Source organism: Rossellomorea orangium (assembly GCF_019334305.1).
In the GTDB taxonomy this organism is placed as follows: domain Bacteria; phylum Bacillota; class Bacilli; order Bacillales; family Bacillaceae_B; genus Rossellomorea.
Map to the genome: position 1 here is coordinate 309081 of NZ_JAHWGH010000014.1, position 19211 is coordinate 328291.

Consider the following 19211-nt stretch of genomic DNA (forward strand, 5'->3'; position numbering starts at 1 on the left):
CCTTATCTATTTTTTTATCAGACTGGCTGAATCCCACGTGGATTTTCGAATAAAGAGAGCGAGCCTGTTTCGAATCAACATGCTATACTTCCCCTTTTTCATCCACACTAACGCTCTGTTTTGCCCGAGGCTCACACAGTAAAATTCAACCGGAATACTCTTGTGGACGAGTCTCTTCCCACTTCCGGTCATATCCTTCACCATGATCCTGCTTAATTTTCCCGATTGAAGAACAGCTTCTTTGCACGTCATGCGGTCTATCCTGCCGGTCTTCGCATCTGTAACGAGTGCACAGTCCCCTATCGAATAAACATTTTTCATCCCCTTCACACGGTAAGACTCATCCACCATGATCCTGCCCTTTTCTCGGCTCGCAGTTAATACATTGGATTTCAAACCGGTGGTCCAGATACACAAATCAACCGTTTCTGTTGTTCCATCTGAATAATAAAGCGTTTTTGCCTGATCATCATACTGATTAACCTTGACTCCATGGAGAACATTCACACCCACCTTTGTGAGTTCTTCTTCCAGGTGCGCCGAAACTTTCTTGGGAGCTGAGCTCAACAATCGACGATCCGCATTCACTAAAGTAACCTTGACTGTTCCAGAATCCTTAAGCCAGCCTCCCATTTCCGCAGCTGTTTCAACCCCAGAAATACCGGCTCCCACAACGGCTATGTGAATCGATTTTCCGGCCTTGATCCCCTCTTCAATTCTGGACCTGATTAAATCGGCATTCTTACTTGATTCAAGGGGAATTCCCCCCTGATCCTCCTGATGACGGGATGAACTCCCCATTGCTAGGACAAGTTGATCATACGGGATATTCTCCCTCTTCAATCCATCACGTGTTACGACAATCGCCTGTTCCCTCTCTTTGATTTCTTCCACTTCTCCCTGCACAAACGAAATACCTTCTCCTGTATAAGAAGTAAGGGGTATATGCAAATTGAAGTCCTTATCTGAAATGCGTCTGAACAAAAGGACCTTTCTTAAATGGTATGAATGCTTATCAATGAGCGTCATCCTTATGTCGTGACCCAGTCTATTTCCAAGTTGCTTCTTTAGATGCTCCAGCGTATTAATACCCGCATATCCTCCGCCTACAATCACAATATGTTTCATCTTACATCCCTCCGTATCTACTAATAGAACGATTCAGGGATACGAAATGTGACCAAACGAAAAAAATAAGATTAAAAAGACCATGGAGACAGGTACCCCGGCTCCTAAATAAAAAAAGGCCAAGGGACCTGTCCCCCTGGCCTCAAATCGGCAACCGAATGACAAACTTCGTCCCTTTTCCCTTTTCGCTGAACACATCGATCGTCCCTTCATGCATGAGCACGAGCTGCTTCACGATGGAAAGTCCGATGCCGAATTCGCCGTAAGGGTTGTTTGTCCGTGACAGGTCGGCTTTATAGAAGCGGCGCCAGATCGACTTGATTTCATCCGGGTCCATGCCGATGCCGGTGTCTTCGATTTCAATGAGAGTTTCCTTCTCATCTGAAGAGCCCTTTAACGTGATTGTTCCGCCTGACGTGAATTGGATGCTGTTTTTCGTAATGTTAATGAGGATTTGGATCAATCGGTCGTAGTCGGCATGAATCCTTGCATCGTCATGGGCAAGAATTCTGATGTCATTCCCTTTTTCCTCGGCCTGAAAATCCAGCTGTTCCTTGATGACTTCGAAGACATCAAGGATCGGCAGGGTGACTTTGTTGAGAACCACTTGATTGGAGCGGATTTTTTCATAGTCCAGATTCTCGTTCACGAGTCGGATGAGTCGCTTCGTTTCTTCGCTGACGAGTCCGAAGCTTTTCTCCTTCTGTTCTTCCGGGATCATGTCGTTCCGGATGCCTTCGATGACACCCCGGATTGTCGTGAGCGGCGTTCTCAATTCATGGGACACATCCGCCATGAACTGGCGTCTCCTGCTTTCAAGATTATCGATTTCTTCTTTGGATGCCTGAAGTTTCGTGACCATTTCATTGAAATCTTCAGCGAGATCCCCGATTTCATCGAAGTTGGAGCTTGGGACGTGAACATCGTAATCCCCCGATGACACCTTTGAGGTCCCCTCCCTGATTCGCTGTATCCGCTTCACGTGGAGCTTCGATAAGAACAGGCTGACGAGGACCGAAATGGCCAGCGCCAACAGGACGATATATAACAGATATTGATTGATTTCACTCAGCATTTCCCTTGTGCCGCTGATAGGTGAAATCAGGATCAGTCCGCCAGTCAGTTGATCATTGACGATACGGGGCATGATGACAAGGGAGACCGCCTGATTGAAGCGACCGAAATCTTTTTTCAAAGGTACCGTTTCACCACTTTCAATCTTCTCCCACTCTTCCTTCGAGAGCTCGATCCGCGGGTACACCCCGCCCCTCGAGAAGGAGACTTCCCCCTGTCGATTGAACGTGATCACATCGATGTTCCGGGCATGAAGGAGGTTGCTGTATTCCTCCAGATACAGGGGCCTTCTCGGGCTGGGACGCTCTAAATCCGATAAAATTTTATCCCCATACGTCCTGAGTTCCGTCACCTTATTTTCGTATACAAGATTCTCTACATAATGAGAGAACAGGAGTCCGAGGATCATGAAGGCGATGATGAGGACGCTCGTATGACTGAGGAGCAGCTGATACAGATACCTAAACTTCATCCCCGACCGCCGTCTCGTCGAATTTATAGCCTACGCCCCACACCGTATGCAAATAAGGCTTGTCCTTGCTGCCAATCTTATTCCGTAGCCTCTTGATATGGACATCCACCGTCCGCTCGTCCCCGTAGAAATCATATCCCCATACCCTTTCAAGGAGCTGCTCCCTCGAGAACACCTGACGGGGATGCTGGGAAAGGAAATAAAGGAGTTCAAATTCTTTCGGCGTCAGATTCGTCAGGGGGGCACCGTTCAAATAGACTTCACGGGTTTCCTTGCTGATCCGGAAATCCGATGTGCTGACATCCGTAGTGCCTGAACTGCTTTTCTCCCCTTGATAACGACGGGTCACGGCACGGATCCTCGCCATCAGGGCAAGAGGAGAAAAGGGCTTAGTCACATAATCGTCGGCACCGAGCTCAAGGCCGAGAACCTGATCGGACTCACTGTCCTTCGCCGTCAGCATAATGACCGGAACCTGTGATCCTTCCTCCCTGATCTTCCGGCAAATCGTCACACCGTCCATCCCCGGAAGCATCCAGTCCAGAATCACAAGATCCCACTCGCCTTCCTTAAAACGCTGATACCCGTCAGCACCATCATGGACAAACTCACCCTTTATATCTTCTTTCGTAAAAAACATCTCAAGCATGCTTGTGACACTTTGATTATCCTCTACCACCAGCACATTCATCACCATCGCTCCTTTCCGATCGAACCATGGGGACAGGTACCTTGGCTCATGCGCCACGGTACCTGTCCCCACGGCTCCCTCTCTCTTAAGTATAGTCGTTTTTCCCGCTTCGTTCTACAATGGAAAAACCCCCGCTCATATGGCGGGGATTCCCTGACTTATAAGGCTACGCTTTCAGATTCTGCTGATGTTTCATCGCTTCCGTCAGCATCGTGAAATCCTTGCCCGTGTCCCGGACCGTGATGCCCTTTACCGCCCATGCGGAAAAAGAAGCCTTCTTCCTTATCTTTATTGAAAGGGAAGAAATCCAGTTTCTTCGCTTCATCGGCATGATCGGTCATGATTTCTTCCATCAGTTCCTTCGATGTTTTGCCATCCGTTTCGACTCCCAATTCTTTCGCAGCTTTCAGGATGGACGCTTCCATCACTTCATGACGCAAATCATGTTGATCTTTTCCTTCTGTCTCGATTCCAAGATCCTTCGCCTGCTTCATGAGGGCTGCTTCCCTTACTTCATCGGCAAGTGTTTCAATATCCTTGCCGTCGGTGGCCACCCCAAGTTCTTTCGCCTTTTGCTTCAGCAAGGTTTCCCTCACTTCCTGAGCGAGCTCCTCCTGGTCTTTTCCGTCAGTGGAAATCCCCAATTCCTTTGCTTTCTTGTTCAGTTCAGCCTGACGAATCTCCTCCATGACGGCACGATGATCTTTTCCTTCCGTATCGATCCCTAGTGCCTTCGCTCTTTTCTCGAGCTCGGCATCCATGATTTCCTTGGCAAGTTCACGTGTGTCCTTATCGGCTGTATTGATGCCCAGCTCTTCCGCTTTCGCCTTCAGCTGTTCTTCATCCATATGAAACTTCCCGTGTCCACCGCCATGTCTGCCAAATTCATGTACGCCGACAGCCGCCTGATCATTCGTCTTTGCCGCAGAATCCTCCTCGGCGGCGAAGGCTGGCAGGGAACCGAGAATCCCGACCGCTAATACACCCGTTAACACATACGATACTTTTCTTTTCTTATTCATCTATTTTTCCTCCTTTAATAGGTTGCAGCTGCACTAACAGTATTTCCACCATTTATGACCAAATCATGAACAAACCATGACCGGATTATGAATCTTTTAACAGATTTTCGATTTTATAGTCCTCTTTCTTTTCCTGAAGCCATGTTCCATATTCCGTTTGAAGGGCCTGATCAAAGAGGATATCTTTGATTTCGTCTTTATGATCATCAAGAACCGCTTCTTTCGCTTCCTTCTTGCCCGTCACCTTGATGATGTGGTAACCGAACTCGGTTTTCACCGGCTCACTGATTTCACCTTTTTTCATAGCAAACGCCTTATCATCAAACTCCTGCACCATTTCACCCTTGCCAAAATAACCAAGCTCTCCGCCCGACTCAGCATTCGATGTATCCGTGGAGTACTCTTTCGCAAGCTCGGCAAAATCCCCTCCATCATCCAGCTTCTTCTTCACCTCCTCAGCGGTCTTCTCATCATCCACCAGAATATGACTTGCCTCTACCTGCTCTTCTTGTGCAAACGAATCTTTATTCGCATCAAAATATTCCTTGATCTGATCATCTGTAATTGAGACCCTGTCCTTCAGCAGCTTTTCCGTCAACAAGTACGTCTTAATATTTTCTTTGACGCTATCTAAATTCGATCCACTTGACGCGAGGGCCTCATTGAATGCATCTTCACTGTCATATTGGCCTTTGATGTTCTCAAGTTCCTTATCGATTTCACTATCCTTCACCGTGAGATCTTTCTTCTCACTCTCAAGCTTCACGATCTTTTCGGCGATCAGCGTATCCAACGCCCCATCCCCGTATTGATCCACCAGCGTCGAATACAAATCATCCTTCGTGATCGACTCGCTTCCGACCTTTGCTACTACGTCATCCTTCGAAAAACCGAAAACGGCTAAGAGTGCCCCTACGAGGACAACGCCTCCGATGACGCTCCAAATTGTTATGGTTTGTTTCTTTTTTGTCACGAATTCGTACTCCTTTTTGATTCATGTGTTTTGTAGTTTATTGGGTGTTGGTTTGGTGCCAGGTACATTTCGGACGGTTTGTACCTGGTACATTCGAATCGTTTTGTACCTGGTACAGCCCCATCCATTTGTACCTGGTACATTCGAATCGTTTTGTACCTGGTACAGCCCCATCCATTTGTACCTGGTACACTCGAATCGTTTTGTACCTGGTACAGCCCCATCCATTTGTACCTGGTACATTCGAATCGTTTTGTACCTGGTACAGCCCCATCCATTTGTACCTGGTACACCGCCCCGGTCACCAAGCAAGTCCTTACCCATTCATCATCGCATTACTCGTAAGCGTCAGACTAACCGTCATCTTCTTCCCGTCACGGTAAATCGTCAGGTCGATCTTATCTCCCACTTTCAGGTCACCGTACAGCTGTCTTCTCAAGTCAGCCACATTCTCAACAGCCTTGCCGTTCATTTCAGTAATCGCATCGCCTTCTTTGATCCCGGCGTCAGCAGCTGCTGAGGTCGGATCGATATTCGCGACGACCACACCGGATTCGACTGACTCCGGCAGATTCGGTAAGTAGGAGCGTGGAATATCGGACAGGTTCTTCATCCCGATTCCGATGTACGGACGCTCGACCTTTCCTGTTTCAATGATTTCACTGACAATCGGCATAAAATCCTTACTTGGGATCGCAAATCCTAGTCCTTCTACGCCAGAGTTCGAGATCTTCGCGCTATTGATCCCGATCAGTTCACCCTTGGCGTTCAAGAGGGCACCACCGCTGTTACCAGGATTGATGGCGGCGTCGGTCTGGATGACGTTCAGTTCAGACTCCCCTTCTGATGTCTGCACAGGAATCGTGCGGTCGACGGCACTGACGATTCCTTGTGTCACCGTCCGTGATAGGTCAAGTCCAAGCGGGTTTCCGATGGCGATGACCTGTTCACCGGCGCGCAGGGCGCTGGAGTCACCGACTTCCAACAGGTTGTCTGCATATTTGCCATCAATCTTTACGACAGCGAGATCTGTCAGGGGATCGGCTCCGATCAATTCTCCTTCCGTCTTTTCTCCATCATAAAGGGACACTTCAATTTTGGAAGCCCCTTCGATCACGTGATTGTTCGTGATGATATAAGCACTGTCCCCATCCTTTTTAAAAAGGACGCCGGACCCTGTCCCGGCTGCCGCTTCCTGTGATCCTCCCATGCCATTCTGCTGCTGATAGTTGACGATACCGACGATGGACTCTGAGGCATCCTCCACAATACTCGCTACATCCCCACTGCCCGCAGTGGATACGGTCGTTGGCGTGATCCCTGAATCCGCTGCCGTATCCGTCTGTCCTTCATGAGCTGATTGCTCGATACTGTTCTGGGCCAGGTTCTGGTAGTAATCCGTTTGAGGCAATACGGTCAGCGTCAGGACCGAACCGATGATCCCTGCACCCACCGTATTCAGGAACCCACGCCCTTTCCATGTCTTCTTCGGTTTCGGATTTCTCTGCATGTCCTCTTTCTTTTCAACTTCTTCTGACTCTATATGCTGCATTTCTTCGTTTTGATTGTTATGTTCTAGCATTTCACTACCTCCTAAAATGGTTTTGCTCTGTTCATCTTTGCTGTTACATTCATCTTAGGAGGTAAATATTACGAAACTATTAACAATATGTGTACAGGGTGGGAAGATTTACGAATATAAAAAAAGAACCTTGTGCGTTTTGATCACGTACAAGGTTCTTCTTTTGTAGGATTCAACTATTTGTCTCGGATTCAGCATCCGCAAATATCTCCTCTGGATCCTCAGCAATGAAATACCATAATCCATCTTCTGCAAGCTTTCCTTCACCCGGCAGTTCCGACGACTGGATCTGTTTCATGGCGTGTGAATAGTGGCTGTATAACTCCTTCAAGTCTTTCTCTTGTATATTCCATTGGAGATAGGGAGATACCGTATCGAGCAGCTCGAGGATTTTGCCGTAGTCGTTCTGCTTCAGGAGCTTATCGACGGATGCCTTGATGACTTTCCGCTGACGTTCGTTCCGGCCTTCGTCGCCCATGGGGTCCTGCTTTCTCATTCTGACATAGGCAAGGGCTTCATCAGGGGACAGCGTCAGTTCTCCCTTGGCGAAGTGATATCCATCGAAAGAAAAGTCCAGCTCATTATCGATGGTCAGTTCGCCTACTTCTTCTATCACTTCTTCAAACCCGTTCATATTCACTTTTGCGTAGTAGTCGATCTTGACGTCCAGAAGTTGTTGAACGGTCTGAACGGTGAGACTCGTCCCACCATATGTGTACGTATGATTCAGCTTAGTGCTTTCATCGCGGCCCGGTATGGATACCTTGGTATCCCTCGGCAGGCTGACGACCTTGGTACTGTCAGATTTCGGATCGATTTCCATAACCATCATGACATCCGGCCTTCCTTTATCATCGGGGCGTTCGTCCACCCCCATCAACAGGATGTGGATTTTATCTTCGGGTGCTGTTTCACTTTTTTCTTCTTTAACACGGGGAACGTCAATCGGCTCATACGTCTCATCGAAGAACGCCCCCACCTTTGCAAAAACAAAGAACAGAAGCCCTCCCGATAGGACGGTCAATCCAACCAGGACGGTGATGCCTACTTTCCATTTCTTATTCATTCTTTACAGCTCCTCTTTCGTTAAAATGTTACGGGATTCATTTTTTGTGAGATCGCCTTCATGCTGTATCCCTTTTCTGTCAAGTCGATGAGAAGCTCCTCTAAGTTCTCAAGTGTCACATCTTTCTCATGAAGAAGGATGATTTTCGGTGAGTTTTCATAAGGAAATGCGTTGATCTGTTCCATCACATTCGGCACATATTTTTCGCTTAAGAGCCTCCAATCTTCGCTGTCGATGTTCCAGTCCCACATGTGGAAGCCTGCCTGGTCAACGGCCTCCCTGTAAGCTTGCGTCATATTCGGCACCGATCCATAAGGGACCCTGATCAGATTGCTGTGAATACCGGTGATGGATTCCAGTGTCTCTTGTCCCTTTTTCATTTCACCCACAACCGATTGACTAGATTGATAGAATTTCGCCGCATCATGGGTGACACCGTGCATGCCGACCGCATGTCCTTCTGCCGCCATATCCTTTACGGAATCTTCAAATCTCCTCATATTCGGTTCAAGCATGAAGAATGTCGCCTTGGCATCATAGCGTTCGAGGACATTCAGGATATCTTCTGTATTTTCATTTGGTCCATCATCAAATGTGAGGTAGACCGACTGTTGTTCCACTTGAACGGTTTGTTCTTCCTGAGCTTGTTTATCCTGAAGTGACTCCTCTCCAGGCTGATCGCCCGTCGTTTCCCCTTGTTGAACCGGTTCATCAACCGTCACGGAATCGATTGGTTCATCTTCAGGAACCTCTTCGCTTTCCTCTGCCGCTTCCTCTTTCACTTCATCGGTTTGCTTATTGGCAGGCTGCTGTTCTCCGGTTTCTTTTGCCATGACCTTTTCTAAACGTTCCTGACCTTCATTACTTTTCGCTTCACCTATATCCATCACCCAAATGGTCGATACTAGGATGAAGAGAGCTGACATCAGTGCGAATGTCACCCGCACACTTTTCTTTAATCGTCTTTTCTTTCTTCGCATGCTTTTCACCTTTCCTCCGGCTGTTTTGTTGTACTTTCATCGTAAAAGAAAACAGCTGGGAAAGGGTTACTAGGCGGTTACAATCGGGCTGCGAAATTTGTTACTTTCTTGTTACTTTTGTCGAATGAATTTACACTATACTATTGAAAGCAAGTGCTAGGATGTGAAAAATAGATGAAAAAAATGATCTTTCTCTTAACAGGGATCCTGTTTGTCACAAGCGGCTGTTCCTTATTTCAGTCCAACTCTTCTTTGATGAAGCCTCCGGAGCTTCCTGTCGAACAACAGGAATTGAAGCAGGCCATTCAAAGCTTCGTCCCTCCTCAGGCGGAGTGGCTCTCACCAAACGAAGATAAGACGGCAGACACCATCAAACAGACGGATCTCGATGGAGACGGAGAAGAAGAGTTGATTGTCTTCTATCGTCTTCCTGAAGAAACCTCTCAAATGGAAGGGATCATCCTTGAGAATAAAGAAGGAAAATGGACGAAGATGGCCGGAATCAAAGATATCGGAAGGGAACTGATGAAGGTCGAAGCATCCGATTTGAACGGGGACGGAACGAAGGAGCTCCTGATCGGCTTTTCCTATGCGGCAGAAGCATCTGACTCTGCCCTCGTCATTTATGATCTGGAAGGGAAAAAGCCTGACAAATTGTTCGAGTCCCAATACAGCGCATTCTTCGCGGATGATTACGATGAAAACGGCAAGGCCGAGCTGCTGCTTTCTTCCTTGATACCAAATCAAGAACATACCGTCTCCCTTTATGCATTTTCAAAAGGAAAATCGGAGAAGGTGGATGAACTGGAGCTCGATCCGTATGTCTATCCCTACTATAACTCGGCATCCGGATATGTCACCCCGTCTGTCAAAGGGGCGATATTCGATTCCACTGTAGGGGCCCATTCCTCGACTTCGTTCATCGTCGGTGTGAAAAATAAGAAACTCGTGGAACTCGTCCCAAAAGAATTCAAAGATCAATTATTCAGGGCAACTTCCGCTAACAGCGAAGACAAAAACGGCGACGGCATCCTGGAATTCCCCCTCCTGATCGAGGCGAACCCGGACAAACCGTATGTGGACATGCCATTCATTCATGAATACTATCAATTATCCGATGACGGCCAACCACAATTCACTCTCCGTTCCTATCAGAATTATCCGTATCAGTATGAACTGATGCTGCCGGAAGACTGGCCTGATATCATCATCGAAGCATCCGACGGACGGAGATATGTCAAATTCCTCTCAGAAGACGATGGTTCCCTCCTTTTCGATGTGTATGTCGCGGACAAAGACGATATGGAGTCCCTCGAAGGCTGGAATGTCCTGATGGAAAGCAATCAGTTCGTTTATTTGACGAAATCACCGGCGTCCGAATTCAAGAAGTATGTTCAGTTGTTGTCTTCTTAATAGGGATCACCGGTTTATTTTCAAATGAAATGCAGGTGTTGGAATTGAAGCGAATCATGATCATTGAAGATGAAGAGTCTATCAGAGGCTTCATTGAAATCAATTTAAAACGATATGGATACAGTGTGCTCCAGGCGGATAATGCAGAGTCCGGCCTCGAGCAGCTGAAGAAGGAAGATACGACCGTCGATATCGTCCTTCTCGATGTGATGCTGCCGGGAATGAATGGATTTGAAGCGTGCAAAGAGATCCGGGAATGGAACTCATCCATCGGCATCATCATGTTGACGGCGAAAGTACAGGAAATGGATAAAGTCCATGGCTTGATGAACGGGGCCGACGATTATATTTCGAAGCCCTTCAGTCCGAATGAACTCATCGCCAGGATTGAAGCACTGCTGCGGAGAATCCGTCCTGTTGAACCGGAAAAGCCTGCTCCATCAATCTATTTAGATGAAAGCAGGCGCCTCCTGAAGTTGAAGGGAAAGGACGTCGATTTGTCCCCGGTGGAATATGAATTGATCAGCACCATCCTGAAAGCAAATGGAAAAGCCATCAGCCGCCACGACCTCTTGGACCAGGTGTGGGGGATCAACTATATGGGGGACCCGAAGATCGTCGATGTCAACATCAGGCGGATCCGGCGGAAAATTGAAGAAGACCCTTCCTCCCCCCGGTACTTGTTGACGGTGTGGGGTTACGGATACCGCTGGGATGAATCCGGGGAAGGAAAACATAATGGGAATTAGACGGCGGATACTCATACAGAATCTGACACTGATCACCATGACGATCCTATTGTTTCTAGGAATCGTCGCTTCCGGCATCTATCATTATTATTACAATGGCACGGCTGAAATCCTGCAAAATCATGCACAGAACTCAGCTTCATTCGCGAAGCGCTATAGTCATTTATCTTCCTACAACCTGAGGGAGAACCTGCAGGATCTTCAAAGCAACTTCTCCATCGATCAGGCGGAAACACAAATTTTGAGCGGAAGCGGTCGTGTCCTATCGTCCTCCAGCGGGTTCATTCCGGGGGAAAAACAGGATTATCCCGATGTAAAGGATGCCTTCTCAAAAGGAAAAGGAACCTGGTTCGGCACCAATCCCGCAACAGGAGAACGCATCCTTGCCGTATCGGTTCCACTGGAATCCAGCGATAAAACGATCGGCATCCTCCGCTTCGTCACCTCACTCGAAGCGCTGGATAATAATTTTCAAACGATCCTGATCACACTGTCAGCGATCGGAATCGGGATCCTTGGGATTGTCTTCGTGGTCAGTACCTTTTTCTCACGGATCATCACCGAGCCCGTCATCGAATTGACGAACGTTTCGAACCGTATGGCAGAAGGAGACCTGGAAGCAAGGGTGGACGGGCAGTACAAGGATGAATTCCACACCTTGAGCCAGACATTCAACAATATGGGGAAAGAACTACTCAGGACGGAAAAAATGAAAAACGAATTCATCTCATCCGTTTCCCATGAACTCCGGACCCCCCTCACCTCCATCAAGGGCTGGAGCGAGACATTGCAGACGGGTGACCCTGAGAATGTGGAAGAAACCAAAACGGGACTTTCCATCATCACGAAAGAAACAGACAGACTGATCGACATGGTGGAGGAACTTCTGGACTTCTCACGCTATCAGAACGGAACATTCGAGATCAACCCGTCCCCTTTTGATTTTGACCGGCTTGTGAAGGAAGTCATATTACAGCTAGATAAAAAGCGCAAGCAAAAAGAACAGGAAATCATGTTGATGGAGGATGAGCCTCTCGAACTGGTTGCTGATCAGAACAGAATCCGACAGGTGCTCCTCAACCTGATCGAGAACGCCATCAAATATTCCGGTAAAAACAGCACCATTACGGTTGGATACGAGAAGGGCGAGAATGATCTGAGATTTGAAGTGAATGACGAGGGCGAAGGAATCGAAGAAGAACACTTACGGCATGTCTCCACCCTCTTCTATAAAGCCAACGAGAATACAGATGGCGTCGGACTCGGGCTGGCGATTTGCAAGCAAATCATTGAACATCATGATGGTGAGCTTTATATCAGAAGTAAAAAGCATGAAGGAACGACAGTTGGATTTACGTTGCCGCTTTTGAATAGCAGGCGTGATTGATAGTGTGGAGAGAGGCAGATCCGGTTGGGTCTGTCTTTTTTTGTGGAGTGGCCGGGGGGATGCATGAATATTCGCCAGATGGTCAATTGTTAATATTTGGTTAATCGCTGGATTTTATGTGAAAACGGCTGGATTCCTCCTACTTTCGGCTGGTTTTCCGTCCTAAACGGCTGGATTTTAACAAATTTCGGCCGGATTCCTCGTCGATCGAAGTTAGAAAGCCAGGGTGCCTGTCCCCCCGGCTTCTACTTTAAAAGAAATATCCCCTATCCACCCTCACGAAATGATAATCAATACCTGGTCGTCATCGGTTAATGTTCTTTGTTCTGATGTGACAGTACTGGGTATGAGTTGTTAAACGAGGATTTGAACCTCGAGGGTCACCCCGAAACCCCTGCCAGGATTACAACATACACCTGTTGCGTGGTTTGGTATTCGCCTTATTCATTTCGCTACCAGCTTTCTCTTATTCTAATAGGTCAGTTTTCCAATTTAGCTCCTGTATCTTCATATCAATCAATCGATAGTTCTTGGATAATTCGTCCACAAGCTTTTGGGTTTTCCTGATGTCGATGGTACTGACATGCTTTATTTCCGTTCGGGAGTACCGGTCATGACGGACGTTGGCATGTTCAAGGAGATCACTGTAAATCTGTCTCTCCCTGCCAAGCAGATCGCGTTTTGTGAGGGCATCTGCCAGAGTCAGTCCCTTGTCATACTCCGTAAGCAGGTTTGTTTTGTTGATTTGAATAATCAACTCTTCTAACTGATGTAAGTGTTCCGTTAGATCCTTCATTAATTCCTTGGGCTCTTCACCTGGAAGGTCCCCTTCTTGGACAACAACATTTTGGATGAGTCGATTCCGTAAATGCTCCACCCTCTTTTGGAAATCAGATCGCATTATCAGTGCCTCTGCTAATTTCATCTTTTCACCCCTTTATAAAAATCCTCCAAATACCACGTCGGCACCGGATTCTTCATCCCGTCAAACCAACCGAGCACTTCCTTCGCTTGCTTCTTCATCGTAGCCACTTCCTCTTCCCCGAACATCATCGCCCACGGAATGGACGACAGCATGTTGCTGCTGATGTAAAAGCCCATGAGCCTGAAGAAAGCCTCCGGCGGGCGTCCGCTGAAATAGCCGTCCAGCTGTCCCGTGGCAAAATAAGGGCTCACAGATGCACTGAAGGCAATGCGGTTGAACTCCTCCCACGGATCACCGAAGTCATGGCGATTGAAGTCGATGACGGAGAGTTCGCCTGTTTCTGAAATCACCATATTCCCCACGTGATAATCACCGTGATGAAAGGTTTGCGGACGTCCTACGAGAAGATGCCGGTTTGCCTCTATGTATTCAAGAATGAGGTCGCCAGCATCGATTTTCACAGGACAATCATGATATTGCTGGATCTTTTTGTCGACCTTGCGATTGAATTTCGTTTCCCACTTTTCATGATCGGGTGGTGCTTGCGTGGAGTGAATTTCCCGGAGATAACGACCCGCCTTCAGACCGAGTTCATACTGCACTGTATCCGAAAGCATGGGCAGCACCTCAGCCGCGTCGTCCCCTTCACACCACGTAAATAGCGTATACACTTGATCATCTTCACACACACCGAACTCGAGGGGCTTTGACATCGGGATCCCCGACTCGGCCAGACGCTTCATCGCCTCGAACTCGCTCTTCTTACTTTCATATTCGGAAGCATCCGCCGTCCGGAGCAGCAGCCTTTCACCCGTTTCGGCTTCAACATAATATTTCTTGTCACTGGACCAGCCTTTGGTGATGGGGTCGATTTTTTTAAAATGGTATTCGGTTTTGATATTGAGCATCCTGCACCTCCAGTGAGCATTGGACATATCCTGATAAGTTGTTTCGCACTCCTAATTTTACCAGTATGTATTTTCAGAAGATAGAGATATGTTAAAATAACCCAAGTAATGCATTTTTAACAAGAGATTGGAGCTGTAACAATGAAGAGAAGGAACCTATTCGTCGTGATGACCTTATCCGCAATGTTATTGGTGGGAATGTCCGCCTGTAGTCAATCTTCAGATGAGGATGCCGCCAATCAGCCTGAATCGGATGCTGTTTCCGTAGACTCATCTGGGGATAGTACAACCGCATCGGACGCTAACGGGAAGGATCAATCAAAGGAGACATCCGTTGAAAGTAGTACGCCGGAGCAGGATGATCCCGTCACCAAAGTGGAAGGAAAGCAAACGTATATAGAAAAACTGGATAACATCCAAAAGGAACTGGATGCGATGCCGGATAAAAAAGATTCCGATAAAGGTGTCACCAACGCCATGAAAAACTATTATGGCGTGTCTTATGAGAAGTATGATGATGCCTTGAATGAGATTTATGTCCTGCTGAAGAAAGAGCTGTCTCCTGAAGTCATGGCAGAGTTAAAAACGGAACAATTGCAATGGATTGAGGAGAAAGAAGAAAAAGCGGAGAAAGAAAGATTGAAATATGAAGGCGGCACGTTTGAAAATGTGGCGTGGTATATCTCCTTGTATGAATCCACGAAGGATCGGTGCTATGAGTTGGTGGAGGAATATATGAGAAACTAAAGCACGAGGTGAGTTTCAGGACTTCCCTCTTTTTTTCACCTGAATAGGCTCTCGCACATACACTGCTTGCACGGCAGTCTGTTGAATAGGAGTTGACTAGAATGTTTGTTTACAGAAGCAACGCTCAAACAGTGTATGGCAATCCACCTGGATACTATCCCCATGTACGTCAGTATCCAGGTGGGTATGAAACGGAGATAGATATTCTCAGGAAACAATATGACATGCTGGATCGAAAGATTTATTCTTTAACTCAAAGAGTCGAAAGGATTGAGAGGCACCTTGGGATTCTGCGATAATTCGCTTATTTTATAAAAAGGTGCTTATCAGCAAACGGACATCGGGGAATTGATCCGGGTTCCCCCCTTTTTAATCCGGATTCAAAAGAATGAATCACTTATATGAATGATTAAACCGTATCAGAAATAATGAATCCGTTTTCCCATATATTCAACGTCTGTGTCGAATTTTCTCTACGAAACAGATGTACGAGAACCGGCCCCATGTTCAACAGACCTCTCCTTCTTGATCACAATCACAAACAAACTCGCTACGACACAAAAAAGGCCCGCTAAGAAAAATGCCCACGTGTATGAATCAAAGGCTTGGAAGATCACTCCGCCACCAAAGGCTGCCACGGCGGCACCTGCCTGGTGGGAGGCAAAGATCCATCCGTATACGACCCCACTTTTCTTCACTCCAAATACTTGCCGGGAAATCCCTATGGTCGGCGGAACCGTGGCGATCCAGTCCAATCCGTAGAAAACAGCGAAAATGATCAGTAACGGATAAGACCCTTGCGATAAGGCAATCGGAAGTAACAGAAGCGACGCTCCCCTCAAAGCATAATACCAGAATAATAACCAGCGATTATCAAACCGGTCTGATAACCATCCGGAAAGGGTGGTCCCGACAAGATCAAAAATCCCCATAAATGAAAGAAGCGATGCAGCCGTGACTAAAGGAACACCGTAACTGATACAGTAGGACACAAAATGCGTTCCGATGAGCCCGCTCGTTGAAAGACCGCACACAAAGAAGCTCCCTGCCAACAACCAGAATTCCTTCACTTTTACCGCTTCAAATAATCCTTTGAAAGCAATCGCAATGGGGTTATGCTTCTGTTCATCAACAGTGATTGCTTCTTCGTTTTCAAGACCATAAGGAAGACTTCCCACTTCCTTTGGCGAGTTCTTCATGAATAAAAAAATGATGACTAGCATGATGACACTGAGGATCATAATGAGGGCAATCGCCCATCTCCACGAATATTGATCAATCAGCATGGCGAGGATCGGCAGCAGGATGAGCTGACCCGTTGCCGTACTGGCCGTCAGGATCCCTAATGCAAGACCCCTTCTTTTTTCAAACCATGTGTTCGCGACATAAGGGCTCAGCACGGTTAAAAACAGACCGGATCCCAACCCGATAATGATTCCCCATATGAGGATGAGCTGCCACGAATGCTGCATCAAAAAGGTAAGCAACGTACCCATGAGCAGGGTGGCCATGGATATCAACATGATTTTCTTTAGTCCAAGCACTTCGATGAGCGCGGCCATAAATGGACCTGAGATCCCGTATAGGAATAACCCAACGGCAAAGGCCAGTGAAATGACGGACCGATCCCAGTGAAATTCGTTTTCAAAAGGTTCGATAAACACACCGGATGAGGACCTGACAATTCCGGCTACAATGATCGAGAAAAAAACGACCATCAAGATGATCCAGCTGTAATGAATGCGATTCCGCCCCATGCTTCCTCCCACATCCTTTAAAAAATGATATAATTACTATATTGAACAAAATGAACAATATAATGTTTTTATTATAGTGTACAATATGGTTATTATATTGTATATAGGAGGTATCCGTTTTTGGAAAAAATTCATGGAATCATTTCACATAATCTAAAGAACATACGAGACAAAAGAAAGTTAAGCCTGGATGATCTCTCCAGCCTGACCGGGGTCAGTAAAAGCCTCTTACGTCAAATTGAAAAAGAAGAATCCAACCCGACGATCTCGACCATTTGGAAAATCGCCGACGGGTTGAAAATACCCTTCACATCCTTGATGGAGCGAGAAATCCCCCAAACGGAAATCATCAGGAAATCAGAGATCGAGCCGTTGATCGAGGATAATGGATTGTACCGGTTATTTCCTTACTTTAGCCTTGAGGATCAAAAACCATTTGAAATGTACTCAGTCGAATTAGAGCCTGCCGCCACCCTGGATGCCAAACCGCATCACTCTGGAGCCATTGAATGCATTTCGGTGTTCAGCGGAACCCTTTCGTTGACCGTCAATGAAAAGGAGTATGTGCTGAAAGCGGGTGACTCCATTAAATTCAAGGCAGACACCCCTCATACATATTCAAATCCCGGCAGCGAAATGACGAATTTGAGCATGATCATTTACTATTCAGAATCAAACTAAAAACAGAATGCCGGGTGTGGCATTCTGTTTCTTCTTTTGGGAGAACCGTGGGGACTGGGACAATAATGTTTAGTGCAGGACGAAGAATCCTGCCGATCTCCGCAATCGCCTCTCATTGATTTTCGGCATGACTGTCATTTTTTCTGTTTATGATTGAATGAGGATACCCTTTAAATAATCATTTACAAGGAGCACGAGAACCGTCCCCCTGCCCCCTTTTCAATTCGTATTTCCCGGCTTATACATATACGGATTATGGTTATGCCCCTCATCCTTATCGGTATCGATATCCAACTGGCCTTTCGCATTATAACTGGCAAGGGTGATATCATCCAGTTTATCAAAGGCTATGTTCTGCCTGGTCAGCTCTCTTTTCAGCCACTCTTCATCCAATTTCAAGTATTTCATATTGTGCATGAGGATCTGACCGTTCATAACGAGGGGGATCGGAATGAACGCAGCCCCGGGGAACAGGTTCAAGTCAGACGGCTGTACAGGTCTTGCATACGATTTCGGGATGACACTAACCTTCCCCATATTTTCCATCGTGGCCATTTCAATATCCTTCACCGTGGCATACCCTTTTTCTCTTAAGGTACCTAGAAGCTCATCGGTTGTGATCCTGGCTTTCCGTAAGCCTTTCTCATCAATATCGCCATTGCGTACCAGAACGGTGGGAGTAGTAATCAGGAGCCAGCGCAGCTTATTATTAAGGGTAAGGATCGAGAACAGGATATACACCAATGTAAACACCAGTCCATAGCTTAGGGCTGACGGAATCCCTTTATCCACCAATGGCTCACTCACAATCGTCCCTAATACGACAATAAACAAGAGATCAAAGCTATTCATCTCAGAGACTGCCTTCTTCCCTGCAAACCGGAGCAATATATAGGAAGCAATGAAGATGATGATCGGACTGTAGATATATTCCCAAATATTCATAGATGGTCCCCCTTATATTGATGGCATATCTGTTCGGATAGTGTTCCTCAAGAAATCAAATATATGAAAAAACGAGGTCCGTCCTCTAATAGGGGCGAACCTCGTTTTTTCTTTTTCGGTATTTAAAATATGATTTTTCTATCTCGTTCGTCTTTCAGAATTTCGACTGCTTCCCGGAAGCGTTGGGAGTGGATGATTTCTCTTTCTCTCAGGAAGCGGAGACCGTCATTCAGATCAGGGTCGTCACTCATATTGATAATCCATTGATACGTGGCTCGGGCTTTCTCTTCTGCGGCGATGTCTTCATACAGATCGGCAATCGGATCCCCCTTTGCCTGGATATAGGAGGCCGTGAAGGGGACACCAGCAGCGTTATGATAAAAGATGGCATTATCGTGGTTCACGTAATGAGGATCAAGTCCCGCATCTTTCATTTGCTGCGGTGTCGCGTCTTTGATCAGTTTATAGACCATCGTCGCAATCATCTCTAAATGTGCGAACTCTTCCGTACCGATATCCGTCAGAAGGCCAATGACTTTATCAGGGATCGTGTAGCGTTGGTTAAGGTATCTGAGAGCCGCTGCAAGCTCCCCATCGGCACCGCCGTATTGTTCGATCAGAAATTTAGCCAGTTTCGGATTACAGGTGCTGACCCTAACGGGATATTGTAGTTTCTTCTCATAAACCCACATATTATCTATTCGCTCCTTT

At 46.8% G+C, this 19211-nt stretch carries 20 protein-coding genes; 6 read left to right on the plus strand and 14 right to left on the minus strand.

The annotated features are described in order from the left end of the window. Nucleotides 1–6: 6 nt before the first annotated feature. The 9 genes from KYJ26_RS11145 to KYJ26_RS11185 all read right to left on the minus strand — a co-directional run bounded on the left by KYJ26_RS11145 (nt 7) and on the right by KYJ26_RS11185 (nt 8988). Nucleotides 7–1128: an NAD(P)/FAD-dependent oxidoreductase gene (locus KYJ26_RS11145; protein ID WP_219167341.1), complete on the minus strand. Its 1122-nt coding sequence runs from the start codon at nt 1126–1128 to the stop codon at nt 7–9. Nucleotides 1129–1270: 142 nt separating this feature from the next. Continuing rightward, nucleotides 1271–2674: a sensor histidine kinase gene (locus KYJ26_RS11150; protein ID WP_219167342.1), complete on the minus strand. Its 1404-nt coding sequence runs from the start codon at nt 2672–2674 to the stop codon at nt 1271–1273. Continuing rightward, nucleotides 2664–3365, minus strand: a complete 702-nt coding sequence (locus tag KYJ26_RS11155) for a response regulator transcription factor (RefSeq protein WP_219167845.1) — start codon at nt 3363–3365, stop codon at nt 2664–2666. The genes KYJ26_RS11150 and KYJ26_RS11155 overlap by 11 nt, the downstream gene beginning before the upstream one ends. A 158-nt stretch (nt 3366–3523) precedes the next feature. Beyond that, entirely contained in the window at nt 3524–4387 is an 864-nt protein-coding gene (locus KYJ26_RS11160) for a hypothetical protein (protein WP_219167343.1), read from the minus strand. Nucleotides 4388–4472: 85 nt separating this feature from the next. Beyond that, nucleotides 4473–5360, minus strand: coding sequence for a peptidylprolyl isomerase (locus KYJ26_RS24295; RefSeq protein ID WP_219167344.1), 888 nt, complete (start codon nt 5358–5360; stop codon nt 4473–4475). A 21-nt stretch (nt 5361–5381) separates the two neighbouring features. After that, nucleotides 5382–5684 carry a hypothetical protein gene (locus KYJ26_RS11170; protein WP_219167345.1) on the minus strand — a complete coding sequence of 101 codons (303 nt, stop codon included), beginning with the start codon at nt 5682–5684 and terminating at the stop codon, nt 5382–5384. Continuing rightward, on the minus strand, nt 5677–6942 hold the full coding sequence (locus KYJ26_RS11175) for a S1C family serine protease (RefSeq protein ID WP_219167346.1): 1266 nt from the start codon (nt 6940–6942) through the stop codon (nt 5677–5679). Before KYJ26_RS11175 ends, KYJ26_RS11170 begins: the two co-directional genes overlap by 8 nt. Nucleotides 6943–7114: 172 nt before the next feature. After that, the gene (locus KYJ26_RS11180) at nt 7115–8008 is read right to left on the minus strand and encodes an LCP family glycopolymer transferase (RefSeq protein WP_219167347.1); all 894 of its coding nucleotides are present in this window, start codon (nt 8006–8008) and stop codon (nt 7115–7117) included. 20 nt (nt 8009–8028) lie between these two features. Beyond that, the gene (locus tag KYJ26_RS11185; protein WP_219167348.1) at nt 8029–8988 is read right to left on the minus strand and encodes a polysaccharide deacetylase family protein; all 960 of its coding nucleotides are present in this window, start codon (nt 8986–8988) and stop codon (nt 8029–8031) included. 174 nt (nt 8989–9162) lie between these two features. On the opposite strand from KYJ26_RS11185, the gene KYJ26_RS11190 reads away from it, so the two are divergent. From KYJ26_RS11190 to KYJ26_RS11200, 3 genes are read left to right on the plus strand one after another with little or no spacing between them, the layout of a single operon-like run. Continuing rightward, a complete protein-coding gene (locus KYJ26_RS11190) occupies nt 9163–10401 on the plus strand; it encodes a hypothetical protein (RefSeq protein WP_219167349.1) in 1239 nt (412 codons plus the stop codon). Between the two features lie 44 nt (nt 10402–10445). Further along, nucleotides 10446–11150 (plus strand): response regulator transcription factor, encoded by a 705-nt coding sequence (locus KYJ26_RS11195; RefSeq protein WP_219167350.1) that lies wholly within the window; start codon nt 10446–10448, stop codon nt 11148–11150. Then, entirely contained in the window at nt 11140–12537 is a 1398-nt protein-coding gene (locus KYJ26_RS11200; RefSeq protein ID WP_219167351.1) for a sensor histidine kinase, read from the plus strand. The genes KYJ26_RS11195 and KYJ26_RS11200 overlap by 11 nt, the downstream gene beginning before the upstream one ends. 466 nt (nt 12538–13003) lie before the next feature. Here the strand turns inward: KYJ26_RS11200 and KYJ26_RS11205 are convergent, their stop codons facing one another. Continuing rightward, on the minus strand, nt 13004–13462 hold the full coding sequence (locus KYJ26_RS11205) for a DIP1984 family protein (protein ID WP_219167352.1): 459 nt from the start codon (nt 13460–13462) through the stop codon (nt 13004–13006). Further along, the gene (locus KYJ26_RS11210) at nt 13459–14370 is read right to left on the minus strand and encodes a phosphotransferase family protein (RefSeq protein ID WP_219167353.1); all 912 of its coding nucleotides are present in this window, start codon (nt 14368–14370) and stop codon (nt 13459–13461) included. The genes KYJ26_RS11205 and KYJ26_RS11210 overlap by 4 nt, the downstream gene beginning before the upstream one ends. 141 nt (nt 14371–14511) lie before the next feature. Between KYJ26_RS11210 and KYJ26_RS11215 the strand changes: the two genes are divergently transcribed. After that, nucleotides 14512–15117: a lysozyme inhibitor LprI family protein gene (locus tag KYJ26_RS11215; protein WP_219167354.1), complete on the plus strand. Its 606-nt coding sequence runs from the start codon at nt 14512–14514 to the stop codon at nt 15115–15117. 101 nt (nt 15118–15218) lie between these two features. Further along, on the plus strand, nt 15219–15416 hold the full coding sequence (locus tag KYJ26_RS11220) for a hypothetical protein (protein ID WP_219167355.1): 198 nt from the start codon (nt 15219–15221) through the stop codon (nt 15414–15416). Nucleotides 15417–15590: 174 nt separating this feature from the next. Here the strand turns inward: KYJ26_RS11220 and KYJ26_RS11225 are convergent, their stop codons facing one another. After that, nucleotides 15591–16874, minus strand: a complete 1284-nt coding sequence (locus tag KYJ26_RS11225; RefSeq protein ID WP_219167356.1) for an MFS transporter — start codon at nt 16872–16874, stop codon at nt 15591–15593. 120 nt (nt 16875–16994) lie between these two features. On the opposite strand from KYJ26_RS11225, the gene KYJ26_RS11230 reads away from it, so the two are divergent. Then, the gene (locus KYJ26_RS11230) at nt 16995–17555 is read left to right on the plus strand and encodes a helix-turn-helix domain-containing protein (RefSeq protein ID WP_219167357.1); all 561 of its coding nucleotides are present in this window, start codon (nt 16995–16997) and stop codon (nt 17553–17555) included. A gap of 219 nt (nt 17556–17774) precedes the next feature. Here KYJ26_RS11230 and KYJ26_RS11235 read toward each other — a convergent pair whose 3' ends face one another. Together KYJ26_RS11235 and KYJ26_RS11240 are read right to left on the minus strand one after the other, a co-directional pair. Beyond that, nucleotides 17775–18500 (minus strand): DUF421 domain-containing protein, encoded by a 726-nt coding sequence (locus KYJ26_RS11235; protein WP_219167358.1) that lies wholly within the window; start codon nt 18498–18500, stop codon nt 17775–17777. 122 nt (nt 18501–18622) lie between these two features. Next, complete coding sequence (locus KYJ26_RS11240; protein WP_219167359.1) at nt 18623–19192, minus strand: manganese catalase family protein; 570 nt, start codon at nt 19190–19192, stop codon at nt 18623–18625. Between the last annotated feature and the right edge of the window lie 19 nt (nt 19193–19211).